This window comes from Parendozoicomonas callyspongiae, assembly GCF_023502345.1.
GTDB classification, from domain to species: Bacteria; Pseudomonadota; Gammaproteobacteria; order Pseudomonadales; family Endozoicomonadaceae; genus Sansalvadorimonas; species Sansalvadorimonas callyspongiae.
The window spans coordinates 36,131-51,947 of sequence record NZ_JAMFLX010000011.1; the positions used below are offsets into that span (position 1 = coordinate 36,131).

Annotated in this window: 17 protein-coding genes and 9 tRNA genes; 24 read left to right on the plus strand and 2 right to left on the minus strand. The window is 50.0% G+C overall.

Annotated elements, in window-relative coordinates; genetic code table 11:
* Nucleotides 1–97: 97 nt before the first annotated feature.
* The 15 genes from M3P05_RS09580 (at nt 98) to acpS (ending at nt 12,882) form a co-directional block, all read left to right on the plus strand.
* Nucleotides 98–364, plus strand: coding sequence for an FAD assembly factor SdhE (locus M3P05_RS09580; protein ID WP_249699351.1), 267 nt, complete (start codon nt 98–100; stop codon nt 362–364).
* The gene (locus M3P05_RS21230) at nt 252–773 is read left to right on the plus strand and encodes a protein YgfX (RefSeq protein ID WP_408635888.1); all 522 of its coding nucleotides are present in this window, start codon (nt 252–254) and stop codon (nt 771–773) included. The genes M3P05_RS09580 and M3P05_RS21230 overlap by 113 nt, the downstream gene beginning before the upstream one ends.
* A 415-nt stretch (nt 774–1,188) precedes the next feature.
* A complete protein-coding gene (gene rpoE, locus M3P05_RS09585; protein ID WP_249699352.1) occupies nt 1,189–1,776 on the plus strand; it encodes an RNA polymerase sigma factor RpoE in 588 nt (195 codons plus the stop codon).
* 105 nt (nt 1,777–1,881) lie between these two features.
* Nucleotides 1,882–2,568, plus strand: a complete 687-nt coding sequence (locus M3P05_RS09590) for a sigma-E factor negative regulatory protein (RefSeq protein WP_249699353.1) — start codon at nt 1,882–1,884, stop codon at nt 2,566–2,568.
* Between the two features lie 106 nt (nt 2,569–2,674).
* Nucleotides 2,675–3,730 carry a MucB/RseB C-terminal domain-containing protein gene (locus tag M3P05_RS09595; protein ID WP_249699354.1) on the plus strand — a complete coding sequence of 352 codons (1,056 nt, stop codon included), beginning with the start codon at nt 2,675–2,677 and terminating at the stop codon, nt 3,728–3,730.
* Between the two features lie 75 nt (nt 3,731–3,805).
* Nucleotides 3,806–4,264: a SoxR reducing system RseC family protein gene (locus M3P05_RS09600; RefSeq protein WP_249699355.1), complete on the plus strand. Its 459-nt coding sequence runs from the start codon at nt 3,806–3,808 to the stop codon at nt 4,262–4,264.
* A 58-nt stretch (nt 4,265–4,322) separates the two neighbouring features.
* A complete protein-coding gene (locus M3P05_RS09605; RefSeq protein ID WP_249699356.1) occupies nt 4,323–5,783 on the plus strand; it encodes a DegQ family serine endoprotease in 1,461 nt (486 codons plus the stop codon).
* Nucleotides 5,784–5,944: 161 nt separating this feature from the next.
* A complete protein-coding gene (lepA, locus tag M3P05_RS09610) occupies nt 5,945–7,744 on the plus strand; it encodes a translation elongation factor 4 (protein ID WP_249699357.1) in 1,800 nt (599 codons plus the stop codon).
* Nucleotides 7,745–7,811: 67 nt separating this feature from the next.
* Nucleotides 7,812–8,648, plus strand: a complete 837-nt coding sequence (gene lepB, locus M3P05_RS09615) for a signal peptidase I (RefSeq protein ID WP_249699358.1) — start codon at nt 7,812–7,814, stop codon at nt 8,646–8,648.
* A 200-nt stretch (nt 8,649–8,848) separates the two neighbouring features.
* Nucleotides 8,849–9,229 carry a DUF4845 domain-containing protein gene (locus M3P05_RS09620; protein WP_249699359.1) on the plus strand — a complete coding sequence of 127 codons (381 nt, stop codon included), beginning with the start codon at nt 8,849–8,851 and terminating at the stop codon, nt 9,227–9,229.
* Nucleotides 9,226–9,912 carry a ribonuclease III gene (gene rnc, locus M3P05_RS09625; RefSeq protein ID WP_249699361.1) on the plus strand — a complete coding sequence of 229 codons (687 nt, stop codon included), beginning with the start codon at nt 9,226–9,228 and terminating at the stop codon, nt 9,910–9,912. Before M3P05_RS09620 ends, rnc begins: the two co-directional genes overlap by 4 nt.
* On the plus strand, nt 9,909–10,820 hold the full coding sequence (gene era / locus M3P05_RS09630; protein ID WP_249699362.1) for a GTPase Era: 912 nt from the start codon (nt 9,909–9,911) through the stop codon (nt 10,818–10,820). Before rnc ends, era begins: the two co-directional genes overlap by 4 nt.
* Nucleotides 10,821–10,918: 98 nt before the next feature.
* A complete protein-coding gene (gene recO / locus M3P05_RS09635) occupies nt 10,919–11,659 on the plus strand; it encodes a DNA repair protein RecO (protein ID WP_249699363.1) in 741 nt (246 codons plus the stop codon).
* A gap of 79 nt (nt 11,660–11,738) precedes the next feature.
* Nucleotides 11,739–12,497: a pyridoxine 5'-phosphate synthase gene (gene pdxJ / locus M3P05_RS09640; protein ID WP_249699364.1), complete on the plus strand. Its 759-nt coding sequence runs from the start codon at nt 11,739–11,741 to the stop codon at nt 12,495–12,497.
* Nucleotides 12,498–12,504: 7 nt separating this feature from the next.
* On the plus strand, nt 12,505–12,882 hold the full coding sequence (acpS, locus tag M3P05_RS09645; protein ID WP_249699365.1) for a holo-ACP synthase: 378 nt from the start codon (nt 12,505–12,507) through the stop codon (nt 12,880–12,882).
* A gap of 96 nt (nt 12,883–12,978) precedes the next feature.
* Here acpS and rdgC read toward each other — a convergent pair whose 3' ends face one another.
* Complete coding sequence (gene rdgC, locus M3P05_RS09650) at nt 12,979–13,953, minus strand: recombination-associated protein RdgC (protein WP_249699366.1); 975 nt, start codon at nt 13,951–13,953, stop codon at nt 12,979–12,981.
* Between the two features lie 258 nt (nt 13,954–14,211).
* Here rdgC and M3P05_RS09655 point away from each other — a divergent pair.
* The 9 genes from M3P05_RS09655 to M3P05_RS09695 all read left to right on the plus strand — a co-directional run bounded on the left by M3P05_RS09655 (nt 14,212) and on the right by M3P05_RS09695 (nt 15,349).
* A tRNA-Val gene (locus tag M3P05_RS09655) sits at nt 14,212–14,287 on the plus strand.
* 28 nt (nt 14,288–14,315) lie between these two features.
* A tRNA-Asp gene (locus M3P05_RS09660) sits at nt 14,316–14,392 on the plus strand.
* 116 nt (nt 14,393–14,508) lie between these two features.
* Nucleotides 14,509–14,584 (plus strand) — tRNA-Val (locus M3P05_RS09665).
* 37 nt (nt 14,585–14,621) lie between these two features.
* Nucleotides 14,622–14,698, plus strand: a tRNA-Asp gene (locus M3P05_RS09670).
* 66 nt (nt 14,699–14,764) lie between these two features.
* Nucleotides 14,765–14,841: transfer RNA gene (locus M3P05_RS09675), tRNA-Asp, on the plus strand.
* Between the two features lie 77 nt (nt 14,842–14,918).
* A tRNA-Val gene (locus M3P05_RS09680) sits at nt 14,919–14,994 on the plus strand.
* Between the two features lie 34 nt (nt 14,995–15,028).
* A tRNA-Asp gene (locus M3P05_RS09685) sits at nt 15,029–15,105 on the plus strand.
* Between the two features lie 57 nt (nt 15,106–15,162).
* Nucleotides 15,163–15,238 (plus strand) — tRNA-Val (locus M3P05_RS09690).
* A 34-nt stretch (nt 15,239–15,272) separates the two neighbouring features.
* Nucleotides 15,273–15,349: transfer RNA gene (locus tag M3P05_RS09695), tRNA-Asp, on the plus strand.
* 49 nt (nt 15,350–15,398) lie between these two features.
* On the opposite strand, the gene M3P05_RS09700 is transcribed toward M3P05_RS09695, so the two are convergent.
* Nucleotides 15,399–15,629 (minus strand): hypothetical protein, encoded by a 231-nt coding sequence (locus M3P05_RS09700; RefSeq protein WP_249699367.1) that lies wholly within the window; start codon nt 15,627–15,629, stop codon nt 15,399–15,401.
* Nucleotides 15,630–15,817: the final 188 nt, after the last annotated feature.

Here is a 15,817-nt window from a genome sequence, read left to right on the forward strand (position 1 = left end):
AGGATTTGTCGCTGTTAGTCTCAATCCTTGCCGCCCGCAGTGTCATCTCTATAATGGATAACCTGATAATACCCATAACAAAAGGGATGGATGAATTATGACAACACAGGAAGAGCTGAACCGGTTGTTCTGGCACAGTCGGAGGGGGATGCTTGAGCTGGATGTGTTGCTTGTACCTTTTTCCCGAGAGGTTTATCCAGCTCTCAGTCAGGCTGAGCAAAAAAGTTATCAGGAGCTTCTAGCCTGCGAAGATGCCGATCTGTTTGTCTGGTTTATGGAAAAGGAAGTTCCAGACGATCCCCGTATTGCTTCTATGGTTTCCCTGGTTCTTGAGCGTGCACGAAGCCTCCCTGCCGTCCATTAATCTTCAACTGGGCCAATCTGTTTACTGGTTGCGATTGGCCCTTGCCGTTCATGTTTCAGCTGGTCTTTTTCCTCTTTTTTCTGCTGGAGGGCTGTGGTTCATCCTCCTTTGGCCTCTGCTTGTCCTTTCGTTTATAACACTTGCCCGCCGGGATTACTGGAGAGAAAGCGATACGGCTGTGACGTCATTGCGTTATTACCGTAACAGCTGGCGGCTACATAGCCGAAAAGGATGGATAGAAGCTGAGCTGACAGGCGAGCGGCTTGTAATCCCTTTCCTGACCATTCTTCGATTTCAGGAAAAAAGTTTAAGCGGTGGCAAGAGAAAATGGACCGTCGTCATTTTTAGAGATGCCGTTCATGATGAACCTTATAGACAGCTCAGGGTTTACCTGCTGTTGCATAGTTAAACAAGAGACTGCAATCATGTGAGGAACACAGGTTGCTGCATGAGGGTCAATATTGGTCAAGATCATGGTGAATGAGTCCATTCAGGGCATTGTAAAGAAATGGCATAACTAAACCGTTCAATGATTCGATTGCTTTATAGGATGTTTGCTAGAGTAAAATTTAGGGCTGACATGCACTCGGGAAAATAATTTGTAGTCCTTCTTTGTTTTCCTGGTTTTATTTCTGAAAAATGCCCCCAAATTGCTGTCAGTAGAGGCGTAAAATGCCTCAGAAGGAACCTGATTTTTTAACCTCTTGAAAAAAATGAAAAAATTTATGGAACTTTTTGTTAGCTCTACTGTCATAAGTGTCAGATCGGGGCAAATGCTTTTTGGCCTAGGCTATCAAGCTGGCCAGAAACATTGAGGGCAGCATATGGCAGATGCACCTGAAACCGATCAACAGCTGGTTGAGCGGGTTCGAAAGGGGGACAAGCGTGCATTCGACCTGCTTGTTATTAAATACCAGCACAAGATACTCGGTTTGGTGGGTAGTTATGTCCATGACTTCCAGGAAGTTCAGGATGTTGCCCAGGAAGCGTTTATCAAGGCCTATCGTGCGATGGGTCAGTTTCGCGGTGACAGTGCGTTTTATACCTGGTTGTACAGGATAGCTATAAACACCGCAAAAAATTACCTGGTATCCAAAGGGCGGCGCCCGCCGGATACGGATGTGGATGTCTATGATGCAGAAGCTTATGACAGCCCCTATCCACTGAAGGATCTCGAAACCCCCGAGAACAACCTTCAGAAAAGCCAGGTGGAAGATGCGATCTTCAGGGTGATCAAAACGCTTCCGGATGAACTGAGAACAGCTGTGACCCTGAGAGAATTTGATGGCCTGAGTTACGAAGAAATAGCACAGGTCATGGACTGCCCGGTTGGTACTGTCCGCTCACGGATTTTCCGTGCTAGGGAAGCCATCGACAGGGTTATTAAACCGATGCTCAGCAAGGTTGGTTAAGTAAACAAGCCGGCTGAGCAAAAAGTAGGTTAAACGCCGGATGCGTATTCAGCCCAATGGGTACTGGGGGATGAGTGAATCTGACAATTACCTGTGAGGTATCCTATGAGTGATGCCAGTGATAACGCCCATATGCGTCTGCGAGAGTCGCTGTCCGCCCTGATGGACGGTGAAGCGAATGAGCTGGAGATGCGCAGGGTGCTAGACCGGCTCGATCAAGACCAGGATCTCCGTGAAACGGCATTCAGTTACCAGCGGATTGGTGAGACTATCCGTAATGAGCAAAATGCATATTCCGGTATTGATCTCTCTTCATCTATCAGTGCTGCCCTGGAAGATGAGCCTGTACCAGCTGTAGAGCAACCTGCCCAGCAGAAAGCGTCTATCCAGACTGTAAGAAAAACAGGCCTGGCAGCTAACCTGGGTCGGTTTGCGATTGCCGCCTCCGTTGCCGTAGCAACAGTGGTTGGAGTTCAGACCTGGAATATTGCCTCCCGGACCGATAATGGCTTCGGAAGCGGAACGGAAGTGGCCAGTGTTACTGAGCCTGCAGGGTATCCAACTGGAAACCTGCCCTCTGCCGATATGTTCGGAGCACGAGGTCTTCAGGCGGGTCTTGGTATTTCGCAGACAAGTCTGACTCCAGAGCAGATGAGCCAGGCCCGGGGTTATGCTGATCGAGTTGCCCAGGAGCGTTTCCGGGCTTATATGCTTGAGCATGCTGAGCAGTCAACAGCTCAGTCCGGCAATGGCGTTATGCCATTCCTTCGTGCAGCCAGCTTCCAGCAGTAAATTATTATTTTGCCATTGCTCCCCGGGCGGGGAGTAAGAGTGCCTTAACCACCGGGATATTTTTGTATAGTTGTAGAAATATCCTGTGGTCAATCAGATGAGGCTTATGAGGAAAGGAATACTCCGTGCAGCTTGCTCTTCTATAGCTGCAATCATACTCGGAGCAGGTTTGTCGCTGGCAGCATCGGCTGCTCCGGCGGTTGTATCGACACCTGCTGACTGGCTGACCAGGATGGTCAGTGCACCTGCCACAAACAGCTATGAAGGTTTTTTCATTTATGAAAATGCCGGAGGGCTGACAAGTATCCGGATTTTTCATTCCGGTGTAGATGGCAAGGAGCAGGAACGCCTTGTCTATCAGGATGGCCCCTATCGTGAACTCCTTCGCCGTGGTGATCAGGTTGCCATGGTTCGGCCTGATGGTGATGTCAGCCGGTTCAGCTCTGATTCAACATCCCCTTCTGTCATTGAACGCCTTGGCTCTTACCGTGATGATCTGCGCCGCTCTTACCGGTTGATGTTTGGCGGTGACGACAGGGTTGCCGGGCGTAATGTTCTCCGTGTTGAAGTTCAACCCCGTGATCAGCACCGCTATGGGTATATTCTGTGGATTGACCAGGAAACAGGCGTCTTGCTTCGTTCAGAAATGCTGGGCGAGAAGGGCGCTGTTCTGGAACGTTTCCAATATATTCACTTTGAGCCAGCTCGCACAATAAGTGCCAAACAGCTGGAACCCTCCCGAGCAGTCACCTGGGAAGCCGCATCTAAACCGGCCCCGAAGCCAGCACCAAAAGATGAAGTGTCAAAGGCAGAGGTGCCTAAGAAGGAGATGTTAGCTCTGTGGTGGGAGACAGGCTGGATTCCAAATGGCTTTGATGTGACCAGTCAGAATACTGTGGACAGCCCGGTATCCAAACAGAAAGCAGACAGCATCCTGTTTTCCGATGGACTGGCCTCTTTCTCGATTTTCGTTGAGGAAGATCACTCCCGCGTCCAGGGCCCTGCATCCGAACAGATTGGAGCAACTTCTGCGGTATCAAGAATCTTCCGCAAAGGCGATGCCTATTATAATGTCACGGTTATCGGCGAGATCCCTCTGGGAACAGCTGAGAGAATTGCTGTTTCAGTGAAAGCTGCAGAGCAGGTTGCCGAATCGCCGTAAAAATTTTTTCGGATGAATCTTTTAGAGCGAATAAAACGTAAAGCCGGTTAAGGCTTTGCCAGAGAATTACAAAACATGATTGAAGAACGTGGTCGAGTTGTAGAAGTTGACTCGGCATTTATCTGGGTGGAAACCATTCGCAAGGATACCTGTGGTTCCTGTGAGGCCAAGAATGGTTGTGGGCAGGGGTTAATGAATCGCCTGCGACCATCCAGAGATCATGCCTATATCCGCGCTGTTAACCGTTACCCCGTCAAAGTTGGTGATGAGGTAACGGTAGCGCTTCCTGAGAGTGCTGTAGTGTCTGCCTCCTTCCTGGTTTACCTGCTTCCACTTCTTGCCATGCTGATCGGTGCTTTCACCGGTTCAGCTGCTGGAATGGAAGAACTCTGGGTGATTGGTCTGGGTCTTGGTGGGTTACTGGTCGGGTTTGGCGTTGTTCGTTGGTGGAGTAGTCGGGCCGATGTTCGAAAGCGCTTTGAACCAGTTGTGCTGCACTGGCATGTACCTCTCTCCTCATCCGTAGATACCTGACCGGGAGGTTGTCAGGTCCCTGATGTGATAAAAGTTAGTAATAACGGGAACACAATCTATGAAGCAAACAGGAATTCCCAGTCTTTATAAATCAGTGAAAGTATCACTGCTGGGCGCATTGACAACGCTATGTCTGTTCAGTCTTTTATCGAACAAAGTTATGGCAGAGAGTCTGCCAGACTTCTCTACTCTGGCTGAACAGTCTTCTCCTGCCGTTGTTAATATCAGTACTTTGTCGAAGCCCAAACGTGGTCGTAATGAAATGTACGGCCCCTATGGCGATGAGCTGCCGGAAATCCTGCGCCGCTATTTTGGTTTCCAGATTCCAGAAAATGGCGGACGGGGAGGAAATGCTCCCCAGATTGAGCAGCCTCAGCCTCAATCCCTTGGCTCTGGTTTTATTATCTCTAAAGATGGTTATGTGCTGACCAATAATCATGTGGTTGATGGCGCGGATGAGATCATCGTGCGAATGAATGACCGCAGTGAGTACAAAGCCAAGCTGGTTGGTGGAGATAAGCGTTCTGATCTGGCACTGCTCAAAGTTGAAGGCAAGAATCTGCCTACTGTCCGCATTGGTGACTCCGACAAGCTGAAACCTGGTCAGTGGGTGTTTGCCATCGGTTCACCTTTCGGTTTTGACTACTCGGTTACCAAGGGCATTATCAGCGCCCTGAATCGCAGTTTGCCTACTGAAAACTATGTGCCATTTATTCAGACGGATGTGCCTATTAACCCAGGTAATTCCGGTGGTCCTCTGCTGAATATGAGTGGTGAAGTTATTGGTATCAACTCCCAGATTTACACCCGCTCCGGTGGATTTATGGGGCTGTCCTTCGCGATTCCCATTGACGATGCAATGGATGTTGCACGACAGCTGCAGGAAAATGGACATGTCAGCCGTGGCTGGCTGGGTGTGATTATTCAGGATGTGGATCGCAGCCTGGCTGAATCCTTTGGTCTGAAACGCCCACATGGTGCCCTGTTGAGTCAGGTTCTGCCTGATGGTCCCGCAGGTAAGGCTGGCTTTGAGGCTGGCGATATTATTACCCGCTTCAATGGGCGTGAAATCAAATTCTCCAGTGATCTGCCTATTGCTGTCGGTCGGGCACCTGTCGGCAAAGAGGTTGAAGTTGTTCTGGTGCGCCGAGGCAAAGAAATCACCAAGAAGGTTGCAGCGGGTGAGCTGCCAGGCGATAAATCCGCTGGATCCAATGATGGTATTCGCAGCGACAATCGTCTTGGTATTTCAGTGACTGCTGTGGACGACGGAGTTCGTTCACGTCTCGGCCTTGATGAGAATGTGCAGGGTGTTGTGGTTACCGAAGTTTCCAGTGGTGTTGGGCGTGCTTATGGCCTGCGCTCCGGTGATGTAATCACTCACATCAATCACGAAGAAGTGAAAAACATGAGTGCTTACCAGAAGGTGATCAAGTCTTTGCCTGTGGATAAGACGATCTCTATGCGTTTGATTCGCCGTGGAACACCTGGGTTTATTACCTTCCGCCTGTCCGAGTAAGCCTGCATAGCGGCTTTCGGGCAAATACGGTAAACTTCGGGTTATTAATTTGAATTTTACCTGCCAACCCGCGAACTTGTTCGCGGGTTGGCGTGTTTGAAAGTATACAAACCGGAGATTGCGCTGGTGGTTGTTCACGACCCGGCGCTGAGTGACTGACGGTGAGCAACCTGAAAAATATTCGTAACTTTTCCATCATCGCCCATATCGACCACGGCAAGTCCACTATAGCGGATCGTTTTATCCAGGTTTGTGGTGGTCTGAGTGACCGGGAGATGCAGGCCCAGGTTCTGGACTCCATGGATCTGGAGCGTGAGCGTGGTATTACCATCAAGGCCCAGAGTGTGACTCTGGATTACAAGGCCAAAGACGGTGAAACCTACAAGCTGAACTTTATCGATACCCCCGGACACGTTGACTTCTCATACGAAGTGTCCCGTTCTCTTTCCGCCTGTGAAGGTGCGCTGCTGGTCGTTGATGCAGCCCAGGGTGTAGAAGCCCAGTCCGTTGCCAACTGCTATACCGCTATCGAACAGGGGCTGGAAGTTATGCCGGTTCTGAACAAGATGGACCTGCCCCAGGCTGAACCTGAGCGCGTTGCCCAGGAGATTGAAGAGATCATCGGTATTGATGCCCATGATGCCGTGAAGTGTTCAGCAAAGAGTGGTCTCGGTATTGAAGATGTTCTTGAGCGTCTGGTTGAGACAGTCCCTGCACCGGAAGGTGACCGGGATGGGGATCTCCAGGCTCTAATCATCGATTCCTGGTTTGATAACTATCTCGGCATTATCTCCCTGGTGCGGGTGATCAACGGTACCGTTCGCAAGGGCGATCGGATGCTGGTGAAATCCACCTGTGAAATTCACCAGATTGATGATCTGGGTATCTTCACTCCCAAGCGTGAATCTACCGGTATCCTGCAGGCGGGTGAGGTAGGTTATGTGGTTGCGGGTATTAAAGATATTCACGGTGCTCCCGTGGGTGACACCCTCACCCATGCCAAAACCAAAGATGTTGAATCTCTGCCTGGTTTCCAGAAGGTTAAACCGCAGGTTTATGCCGGTCTGTTCCCGGTCAGCTCTGATGATTTCGAGAACTTTCGCGAAGCACTGGAAAAACTCAGCCTGAACGATGCCTCCCTTTTCTATGAGCCAGAATCCAGTGATGCCCTGGGCTTTGGTTTTCGCTGTGGCTTCCTGGGTATGCTCCATATGGAGATCATTCAGGAGCGTCTGGAGCGGGAATATAACCTTGATCTGATCACCACTGCCCCTACAGTAATTTATCAGGTGGCAATGAAGAATGGTGATGTTGTTGAGGTTGATAACCCATCCCGCCTGCCAGATCCGGCCGGTATTGATGAAATTCGCGAACCGATATGCCGTGCCAACATCCTGGTGCCTCAGGACTATCTGGGTAACGTGATTACCCTGTGTGTTGAGCGCCGTGGTATCCAGAAGGATATGCAGTTCACCGGTGGCCAGGTTTCCCTGACCTACGATCTTCCCATGAGCGAGGTGGTACTGGACTTCTTTGACCGCCTGAAGTCGGTCAGTCGCGGTTTTGCTTCTCTGGACTATAGTTTTGATCGTTTCGAAGCAGCCAATATGGTGCGGATGGATATCCTGATCAACGGTGACAAGGTTGATGCGCTGGCGCTGATTCTTCACCGGGATAACGCTCACAGCCGTGGTCGAGACCTGACTGTGAAGATGAAAGAGATCATTCCGCGCCAGATGTTTGATGTGGCTATTCAGGCCGCCCTTGGTGGTCAGGTAGTTGCCAGAACAACAGTTAAAGCGCTGCGCAAAAACGTAACGGCCAAGTGCTATGGCGGTGACGTGAGCCGTAAGCGTAAGCTTCTTGAGAAGCAGAAAGCTGGTAAGAAGCGCATGAAGCAGGTAGGACGGGTGGAAATTCCTCAGGACGCGTTCCTGGCCGTTCTCAAAGTGGATAAATAAATCTGTCTTGGAAGCCTGTCAGGTTCTTGCTGCAGGCTTCTTCTGATACAGGGTCAAAAATAACGTTATGGATTTGAACTTTCCCCTGATCCTTGTGGTAGCGGTTTTTGCCACGGGTTTAATTGCTTTGCTGGATCGTGCTGTTCTTGCACCACGCAGAAAGCTGGCCGTGGCTCGCTATTCTGAAACTGTGGGACAGCCGGAGCAGGCAACAGTAGATGGGCTGAGTCGTGAACCGGCCGTGGTTGAAACATCCAAATCAATCTTCCCGGTACTTCTTATTGTTCTGGTGCTGCGCTCATTTCTGTTTGAGCCCTTCCAGATTCCTTCCGGCTCCATGTTGCCGACCCTTGAGATCGGCGATTTTATTCTGGTGAACAAGTATACCTATGGCCTGCGCCTGCCTGTGGTCGGGACAAAAGTTGTTTCCATTAACGATCCCCAGCCTGGGGATGTGATGGTATTTAAAGAACCATCCAACCCCAATATCAACTTCATCAAGCGTGTGATTGGTGTTCCTGGGGATACCATTCGTTATGTGAACAAAACCCTGTATGTGAACGGTAAGAAAATACCGGAGAGTTTTGTTGGTGAGCGGTTGGATGATTTTGATCCGCGGGTAGGAATGCGCCCTGTTTATCGTATCTATGATGAGACAATTAACGGCGTTACCCATGAAATCCGTAAGGATATGATGATTCCCAACCGCAGAGCGGAAGGTGAGTGGATCGTACCTGAAGGACATTACTTTATGATGGGTGATAACCGGGATCGCAGTAATGACAGTAGGTTCTGGGGGTTCGTTCCTGATAAGTATGTTGTCGGTAAAGCGGTATATATCTGGATGCATTGGCCAAGCTGGACGGATATTCCGAACTTCCGTAACAACGGTCCAGTAGAATAAAATACGGCTGAACGGCCTGTTCAAGCTGATCAGTGCGGTCAGCTTGATATTGCAGAAGTCATGGCAGTCGGCTTCTGTATAGTCATGAACAAAAGCACCGTGTTGTGAAACAGTTTATGGCCAATAACAATAAGAAAACAGGCAAAAATCTTCCCACGAGGCGAAGTTTTTTTGTCGTTTGAAAAAGGGAGATTGCCGCCGTGCCAAGAGGAATGCAGGAAGCTGAGAAGGGATCATCGGTGTTTCTGGGGCTGTGCTATACAGTGGCAGGAATATTGGTGGTTATGCTGACCCTGAAAGTGGTTCCGGTTTATATGGAGAATCATGCGATCGGTTCAGTGCTGGATTCCCTTGATCACAAATCGACAATTGACAGGTCGACACCCTTTGAGGTGAAAGACTGGATATTGAAGGGCTTTAAAATGAACGGCATTCGTGACATATCACCGAATGCTGTAAGGGTGCGTCGGAAAGGAGCTTTCCTGACGGCCAAAATAAACTACGAGAGACGTATCGGCTTTGTAGGCAATATCGATATTGTGCTTTCCTTTGAAAACAGCTGGAAAATCAAACAGCAGTGAAAGTTTCGCTAGATAAGCTGGAACGTAAGTTAGGTTACACATTTAATGACCCCGACTTGGCCGTTCTGGCGCTAACACATCGCAGTTACGGCGGACGTAACAACGAACGACTCGAGTTCCTTGGGGACTCCATAGTTAACTTCCTGATCGCTGAGGATCTGTTTCGGCGTTTTCCCGAGGCCCGTGAAGGACAGCTGAGTCGCCTGCGTGCCCGTATGGTTCGTGGCAAAACTCTGGCCGAACTGGCCCGTGAGTTCGGTCTGGGGGATTTTCTCCTCCTGGGTTCCGGTGAGCTGAAAAGTGGCGGTTTTCGTCGGGAATCTATCCTGGCCGATACAGTGGAAGCACTTCTTGGGGCAATTTTCCTCGATTCCGGAATGGATGCCTGCCGTGAGCGGGTTCAGGTATGGTACGCTTCCCGCCTGGAAACCCTGTCAGTGACGGATCAGCACAACAAAGATCCGAAAACTCGGCTGCAGGAGTTTCTTCAGTCGCGTCAACAGAAGCTGCCTGACTATGAGCTGTTAAGTGTGGAGGGCAAGGCCCACGACCAGACTTTCCGGGTCTCCTGTCATGTACAGGGTCTGGACAGCACGGAAGGCACTGGCAGCAGTCGTCGGGTAGCAGAGCAGCAGTCAGCACGCAGAGCATTGGTTGCACTGGGTGTGGAGGTGGAAGAATGATTGAACAGTCGGTATCTCAGGGACGATGTGGATACGTCGCAATTGTAGGTCGGCCGAATGTTGGCAAGTCTACTCTGCTGAATCGTATTCTGGGTCAGAAGTTGAGTATTACTTCACGTAAGCCTCAGACTACCCGCCACCAGATTATTGGTATCAAAACCGAAGAAGATGTTCAGGCTATCTACGTAGATACGCCGGGAATGCACCTCGGTGGTGAAAAAGCGATCAATCGTTATATGAACCGGGCCGCATCATCCTCTCTGGCTGATGTTGATGTTGTGGTGTTCCTGATTGACCGTGTGCGCTGGACTGAAGAGGACGAAATGGTTCTCGAAAAAGTCCGCCATGGTCGTGCACCTGTTATCCTGGCAGTGAATAAAATAGATCGCCTGACCGAAAAAGAAGGTCTGATTCCATGGCTTGATGAACTGTCCCGCAAGATGGACTTTGCCCATATTGTGCCTCTGGCAGCGAAGGATGGTCACAATGTTGATCGCCTTGAAAGGCTGGTTCACGGTTTCCTGCCTGAAAGCGTTCACTTCTATGGTGAAGACCAGATTACCGATCGCAGTTCCCGCTTCCTGGCCGCTGAACTGGTGCGTGAAAAGGTTATGCGTCAGCTGGGTGATGAACTGCCTTATCAGATCACTGTTGAAATTGAAGAGTTTAAAGACGTCGATGGCGTACTGCATATCAGCGCACTGCTGCTGGTAGAGCGCCCAGGGCAGAAGAAGATTGTTATCGGTGATAAAGGCTCCCGCCTGAAGACAATCGGCCGTGATGCCCGTCTGGACATGGAGAAACTGTTCGACAGTAAGGTTATGCTGAATCTGTGGGTGAAAGTTCGCAGTGGCTGGTCCGACGATGAGCGGGCTCTTGCCAGTCTGGGCTATAACGATCTGGCGTAACAGTTGGTTGTTAAGGTAATTTAAAATGCAGTTCTTCGGAGCTGCATTTTTATATGTTTTCTTTTTTATCTGATTAATTAAAAACTACGGAGCTGTTGTTGCTGACACGTTCTGTGGAACTGCAGCCAGTGTGGGTGCTGCATTCCCGACCCTACCGAGAAACCAGTTTAATTGTCGATCTGCTCAGTCGCGATCATGGCAAGGTGTCTGTAGTGGCAAATGGGGCCAGGGGAACAGCAACCAAAAAGGGTAAGCCTCGCAGAGGACAGCTGCTGCAGCCATTTACCGAGCTGCTGGTCAGCTGGGCAGGTAAAACTGAGCTGAAAACGTTAAAGGCTCTGGAGCAGGGTAAGGTTATCCCTTTAACTGGCTCCAGGCTATTTTGCGGCCTGTATGCTAATGAACTGCTGCAAAGGCTGTTACAGCCCTGGCAGCCTGTCGAAGATATTCCCGAGCTTTATCAGTGGCTGGTTAATCATCTACTTGATGATGATCTTCCCCTTGAACCTCTGCTGCGCCTGTTTGAAAAGCAGCTGCTTGAGTGTCTCGGTTACGGTCTGCCTTTGGGATTTGAAGCGGGAAGTGGTGCTGAGATGGTTCCGGACCTTTTCTACCGTTATGATCCTGAAAGTGGTTTTTGGCCCCTCTCGATTGCAGATTCTTCTGTAGAGAATGTAGTGAACTGTTTCTCCGGCGCGGTTCTGCTTGGTTTTGCTCAGAACAGTGTGCATAGTGACAACGCTTTGCCAAAATTGAAGCGCCTGATGCGTATGGCGCTGGCCCCTCTGCTGGATGAGAAGCCCCTGCGGAGTCGTGAACTGTTCAGGTCGTATACCTGAATCAGATCAATAGAGTTAACCGGGCAGTGATTTAGGCTCGGTGCGGTTAATTGAATTAATTGAAAGGTGTAGGTAGAGAATGATTCCTATCAATCGCGTATTGCTTGGCGTAAATATCGATCATATTGCAACTGTGCGTCAGGCTCGTGGCACCAATTACCCTGACCCTGTAAAAGCAGCACTGGATGCTGAAGAGGCGGGTGCCGATGGTATTACCCTGCACCTGCGCGAAGATCGCCGTCATATTCAGGATCATGACGTGTATCGCCTGAAAGATCTTCTGCAGACCCGTATGAACCTGGAGATGGCTGTCACTGATGAGATGCTGGCCATTGCAGAAGAGGTTAAACCCGCTCATGTCTGCCTTGTTCCAGAGAAGCGTGAAGAGCTGACGACTGAAGGCGGCCTGGATATCGTTGGTCAGGAAGCTCGCATCAAGGAGGCCTGTGAGCGTATGGCGGCAGCAGGTATTGCTGTTTCCCTGTTTATTGATCCTGATCCCGAGCAGATTGCTGCTTCCGCACGCTGCGGTGCTCCTTTTGTTGAGCTGCATACCGGTGCTTATGCTGATGCAGAAAGCGATGCAGAACGTAATGCTGAACTGAACCGTATTCGTAAAGGTGTGGCTTTTGGTATCGAACAGGGGCTGGTTGTCAATGCAGGCCATGGCCTCAGCTACCAGAACGTTGAGCCAATCGCTGCCATTCCCGGTATCTGTGAGCTGAACATCGGCCATGCGATTATGGCCCGTGCCATGTTCACCGGTTTGAAAGAAGCTGTGAAGGATATGCGTACTTTAATGCTGGATGCATCCCATTATCAGCAGGTAGCAGGTTAATCACTGAATGATTGCTGGCATCGGTACCGATATCGTAAAAATTCCCCGAGTCGAGAAGGCTTACGCCCGTCTTGGAGAAAAGTTTGCCCGTCGTATATTGACTGAGAATGAATATACGGTCTTTGCCGAGCGTAATTATTCAATTGCTTACCTGGCAACTCGTTTTGCGGCGAAAGAGGCGGCCTCCAAGGCACTTGGTACAGGTATCGGTAAAGTATCGTTCCATGATATCGAAGTCATCAGCTCGCCTTCAGGAGCCCCTGTGCTGCGATTTTCAGGTGAGGCACGTCAGCTGCAGACTGAGAATGGTATTTGCTCTCTTCATATCAGCCTTTCTGATGAAAAAGAGTACGCACAGGCCTTTGTTGTTCTTGAATGTGACTGATTGAGAATTGGCTGTTTGCTTCATTCTTCGTAATAGATGAAGAAGCAAACAGCTTTCGATAACACTGATCCAATTTGGGATTGGGAAATTAAGGCGTTAGAAAGGAGCGTCTTCAACCTTTTCTGAAGAGGTGGAAATTTCTCCAATCACTGTCCGCTCTTCTCTTTCCTCTTCGCCTCCCAGCCCTTCGACCAGTTCTTTGAGGAATGTGGACAGAGTTCCTGCCATCAAAGTGAAGTCAGCATCAAAGCGGCTGGCATCGTCTTCAGCATTCAGGGCCTCGGACTGTTCCTGAAGTTCATCGGTAAACTTCACGCGACGAATCAGGAAGTCATCACCCAGCACGCAGGAGATGGATTCATTCCAGTGCAGAGACAGACGGCTGACCTGCATACCTGTCGCGAGGTGGCCAGTGATTTCATCAGCAAGCAGATCCTGGTGTTTGCAGCGGATCACGCCACCATCTTCACCTATATCTTTCAATTCGCACTCGTCTCCCATCGCCATGGAACCAGGCATGGAGGATGCGTGGGTTTCCAGCCACTGGGTCATGATGGCTGCAGGGGAGTGTTTCAGGGTTGGCGGAACAACAGGCAGACTGCCCAGTGTGCTGCGCAGGGTGCTGGTTAGCTCTTCAGCTTTTCTGAAACTGCTGGCGTCAACAATCAGCCAGCCACTGCGGGTATCAATATAGGCTCTTGTAGAGTTGGACTTGCTAAATGCACGGGGAAGAAGATCAAGCGTGACTTCATCTTTGATCTGGTCTTTCTCTTTTTTGAAAACCTGCCTGCCCTGGTCGGCTTCAATTTGTTGTACTTTGTCGTTTACGGCATCACGTATAACGCTGGCTGGCAGAATTTTTTCTTCTTTCCGGGCGCAGAAAGTCCGGAAAGGACCGCTGACATGAACCAATGTTTCACCTCCGGGAACCGGGGAAACCCATCCGTAGGTCGACATCTCGGTTTTGCCGCAGGGGCGGAAAGTCTGCTCCGCAAGGCTTTTTTCCAGTTCTTCAGCCTTGATATCCAGTTCCTGGCTGAAGCGATAAAGAACGAGGTTTTTAAACCACATGTTCGACAGACTCCTGAGGTATAAGTTGCCCATCCTAACGTGATACCCCGAAGCTGTCGAAGTGAAGAGGCTATGAGCGACTTAATGTGATTGTGAAAAAAGAGTCGTCATGTCGACACGCCGCATATAAGTTTCGGAAATAACAGGACTATTTCTATTGCGTGTTAGGCATGATGCTGCTTATAATGCGCGCCGTCTCAACGACAGCCGAATACGGCAACAGCTTAAAGAGTCAACAGCTCTGCATGGTTGTAAATTGGGTGATTAGCTCAGCTGGGAGAGCATCTGCCTTACAAGCAGAGGGTCGGCGGTTCGATCCCGTCATCACCCACCACTTCTCTTATTGAGAAGCAAGATACAGCGGACCGGTAGTTCAGTTGGTTAGAATGCCGGCCTGTCACGCCGGAGGTCGCGGGTTCGAGTCCCGTCCGGTCCGCCATTTAATGTATTTTGTTGTGTGGGACGTTGTGACGATTTACCGAGCGAGGGCTCTGGTAATGCGCCTTATTTTTTGTATAATGCGCTGCCTTGGTTGCTTTATGTGATCGAGATTTTGGGTGATTAGCTCAGCTGGGAGAGCATCTGCCTTACAAGCAGAGGGTCGGCGGTTCGATCCCGTCATCACCCACCAGTTTTATATATTTGTTGAGAATTTGTTGGAAGTATGTGGACCGGTAGTTCAGTTGGTTAGAATGCCGGCCTGTCACGCCGGAGGTCGCGGGTTCGAGTCCCGTCCGGTCCGCCATTATTTCAAACAGATTTTATGCTTGCTGAAATGACAGGCTTCAGTTGGCGACAAAAGAGATTACGCGGACCGGTAGTTCAGTTGGTTAGAATGCCGGCCTGTCACGCCGGAGGTCGCGGGTTCGAGTCCCGTCCGGTCCGCCATTATCTTAGCGGCTCAAGGCTGCTCCAAGGTTGTATTTCCTTTCAAAAAATACAGCAGCCCTGAGCGGTTGTTAACTGGGTGATTAGCTCAGCTGGGAGAGCATCTGCCTTACAAGCAGAGGGTCGGCGGTTCGATCCCGTCATCACCCACCAGTTATAACTTTGTGCGAAAGCATGAAGTCAGCGCGGACCGGTAGTTCAGTTGGTTAGAATGCCGGCCTGTCACGCCGGAGGTCGCGGGTTCGAGTCCCGTCCGGTCCGCCATTATCTTAGCGGCTCATGGCTGCTACAAGGTTGTGTTTCCTTTCAAAATACACATTTGGGTGATTAGCTCAGCTGGGAGAGCATCTGCCTTACAAGCAGAGGGTCGGCGGTTCGATCCCGTCATCACCCACCAGTTATAACTTTGTGCGCAAGCATGAAGTCAGCGCGGACCGGTAGTTCAGCTGGTTAGAATGCCGGCCTGTCACGCCGGAGGTCGCGGGTTCGAGTCCCGTCCGGTCCGCCATTATGAAAAGCCCCTTCAGCGCTGCCTGAAGGGGCTTTTTTATATGCAATTAAAATGTAGGGATTCTGAATCTATCTACACTTAGGCGGCTGAGCGGCTGAGCGGCTGAGCGGCTGAGCGGCTGAGCGGCTGAGCGGCTGAGCGGCTGAGCGGCTGTTAGGTGTTGGCTTATGCCGATATCTTTTTGCATATGAATTGAATCAGCAAAAGCATCAATCTTGCTGTGATGACAGTCTGATTTGCCTTTCCAAAACATCAACTTTCTTATTGTTTTTCTCATAAAGTGTCTTTGTTGATTTTTTATCGTAAGGGAACTGTATGTTTTTTGCCCGCTTTGGGCAAGCTGCGTGGCGCTTTTCAGAACTCTGCTTTTATACAATGTGATAGTTGGTGATGTATTACCTGTACCAAAAAAGGCCTTTGCAGCAATCTACAAAGGCCTTTATGTATGAATATGAAGTAATAGCA

Coding starts and splice junctions, on each gene's coding strand:
- M3P05_RS09580 (WP_249699351.1), top strand. CDS start 98: ATGACAACACAGGAAGAGCTGAACCGGTTGTTCTGGCACAGTCGGAGG.
- M3P05_RS21230 (WP_408635888.1), top strand. CDS start 252: ATGCCGATCTGTTTGTCTGGTTTATGGAAAAGGAAGTTCCAGACGATC.
- rpoE (WP_249699352.1), top strand. CDS start 1,189: ATGGCAGATGCACCTGAAACCGATCAACAGCTGGTTGAGCGGGTTCGA.
- M3P05_RS09590 (WP_249699353.1), top strand. CDS start 1,882: ATGAGTGATGCCAGTGATAACGCCCATATGCGTCTGCGAGAGTCGCTG.
- M3P05_RS09595 (WP_249699354.1), top strand. CDS start 2,675: ATGAGGAAAGGAATACTCCGTGCAGCTTGCTCTTCTATAGCTGCAATC.
- M3P05_RS09600 (WP_249699355.1), top strand. CDS start 3,806: ATGATTGAAGAACGTGGTCGAGTTGTAGAAGTTGACTCGGCATTTATC.
- M3P05_RS09605 (WP_249699356.1), top strand. CDS start 4,323: ATGAAGCAAACAGGAATTCCCAGTCTTTATAAATCAGTGAAAGTATCA.
- lepB (WP_249699358.1), top strand. CDS start 7,812: ATGGATTTGAACTTTCCCCTGATCCTTGTGGTAGCGGTTTTTGCCACG.
- era (WP_249699362.1), top strand. CDS start 9,909: ATGATTGAACAGTCGGTATCTCAGGGACGATGTGGATACGTCGCAATT.
- pdxJ (WP_249699364.1), top strand. CDS start 11,739: ATGATTCCTATCAATCGCGTATTGCTTGGCGTAAATATCGATCATATT.
- acpS (WP_249699365.1), top strand. CDS start 12,505: ATGATTGCTGGCATCGGTACCGATATCGTAAAAATTCCCCGAGTCGAG.
- rdgC (WP_249699366.1), bottom strand. CDS start 13,953: ATGTGGTTTAAAAACCTCGTTCTTTATCGCTTCAGCCAGGAACTGGAT.
- M3P05_RS09700 (WP_249699367.1), bottom strand. CDS start 15,629: ATGAGAAAAACAATAAGAAAGTTGATGTTTTGGAAAGGCAAATCAGAC.